The organism is Escherichia albertii NBRC 107761 = DSM 17582, from assembly GCF_000759775.1.
Classification (GTDB): Bacteria; Pseudomonadota; Gammaproteobacteria; order Enterobacterales; family Enterobacteriaceae; genus Escherichia; species Escherichia albertii.
The window spans coordinates 1-1,728 of sequence record NZ_BBMY01000219.1 but is presented as its reverse complement, the minus strand read 5'-3'; the positions used below and the strand labels follow the sequence as shown (position 1 = coordinate 1,728).

Below are 1,728 nucleotides of genomic sequence, written 5' to 3'. Positions count from 1 at the left end.
CCATCATACACTAAATCAGTAAGTTGGCAGCATCACCAGCATGGAGAAGGAAAAAGGAACAGATGAGAATGAGCGAGAGACAGCCTTCCGTGACATTACGCAATTTCCCCAAGCAAGGTATCGATCAATTGACGTCCCGGCTCAACATTTCTGCTGACGCCCCGAAGTCGTTAATAGTGTTATATTTCACCTGAGATACGGCATTGACTCCTGCCGGCAACGAAATATTAAGTGACCCTTTCGCCGGTACCATGCCTGATTTTTCTATTTCCCGGCCATTTACAAAAAATTGATTAAACGTAATGTTGAAGACAGAGGGATTATCAACACGAATTTGATTACCCGTACGCGTAAAACGTAACTCGCCTGGTGCCGCCTTTACGTCGCCTTTTAATCCGGCTGGACGATAAAACAGTTTTATCCGTGTACGGACAGCTATCTGTAAAACATTTTTTTCTTCACTGCCTTCACTTTTAGACGGAATGGCTTTCACGTTTACCCAATAAACAGATTCACGATCCTGCGGCAATGAAGGTGTGATATTCACAATACGTAAAATATTATTTTTATCAGGATCGAGTTTGAACAGTGGCGGCGTAATAATAAACGGCGTTTTTTTGTTCCCACTTGCATCATCAACCCAAGACTGTATCAGAAACTCTTCTGTCTTATTATTGTTATTAACTGTCAGCGATGCTTCCTTTTTATTACCATCATAAATGACTCTGGTAGAGCTTAATGCTATTCCACCCGCCAGACATGACGATGAAAAACAAACAGAGAACACCAGAGCTAAACAGGTATTTTTCATCACTCGATCCATAACTTATTGAAAATACATGGCAGTGATGTCTCACTGCCATGATGAAACAATATGCGATTATTCGTAAGACAGGTTGAAGTCTACTTCCGCATTACCGTAACCAGTGGTAACGGTGTCTTTGGTAGAAACATAATTAGCAGTAAAATACAGAACGGTTTGACCGTCTTTTAGCGTAGTTTCCGCTTCACCAGAATTCAATTTAATCAGTGTATTGGTATTATCATAAATACCAATGCCCACACCTGTTGCAGCGCCTGCTTCGGTGCTAACGGAAACTAATTCACCGTTGCTATCGCTATCACCCACACAGTTAAAGCCGACTTTCACTTTTGTTTTACCAGAACCGGTATCACAATCTTCTAATTTGATTTCGAAAGGTTTAGACGGAGATTTTGCTCCTGCTGCGGTGAATACAGATTTTTGTACCTGACCCAGTACAACTTCTTGTTTCTGAGAATCAACAGACAGCACACAAGGTGTATCAACGATCTCACCAGTAAATTTAACAGTACCGTCGCCAGAATCTGCTGCAAATACGGAACCAGAAGTTAATGCGAGTGCGGATAAGGCAAAAACGACCTTTTTCATTAAAAACTCCATTTATTATAAAAATAACATTAAATAATAGATATTAATGCATTAAACATGCATCAATTTCGAAGGCCGGATTATACGGAGAGACAGGAGATAGGCAAGAAAATAAATTAAATCAAATAAAATATTAAATTAATGAAAGAATGCAAAACATAATATGAATCATAAGGTTGGTTTTTGTCATAAAAAGACATTGGATTTTTTTAGGAATAAATTAATACAAAATATCTATATTTTAAGTGCAAAATAATTCACAACATGAATATTTGATGAAAAAATCATCTCTTTTTCTACAACATACAAAAAAGAGG

Annotated in this window: 2 protein-coding genes; both read right to left on the bottom strand. The window is 38.1% G+C overall.

All coding sequences use genetic code 11. The features are described 5' to 3' along the window. Positions 1-124: 124 nt before the first annotated feature. Complete coding sequence (gene lpfB / locus EA14781_RS22145; protein ID WP_000798750.1) at positions 125-811, bottom strand: long polar fimbrial biogenesis chaperone LpfB; 687 nt, start codon at positions 809-811, stop codon at positions 125-127. A gap of 69 nt (positions 812-880) precedes the next feature. Next, a complete protein-coding gene (gene lpfA, locus EA14781_RS22140; RefSeq protein ID WP_000758161.1) occupies positions 881-1,411 on the bottom strand; it encodes a long polar fimbrial major subunit LpfA in 531 nt (176 codons plus the stop codon). Between the last annotated feature and the right edge of the window lie 317 nt (positions 1,412-1,728).

Bases quoted from the DNA above. Each gene is read 5' to 3' on its own strand.
- lpfA (WP_000758161.1), bottom strand. From the start codon at position 1,411: ATGAAAAAGGTCGTTTTTGCCTTATCCGCACTCGCATTAACTTCTGGT.
- lpfB (WP_000798750.1), bottom strand. From the start codon at position 811: ATGAAAAATACCTGTTTAGCTCTGGTGTTCTCTGTTTGTTTTTCATCG.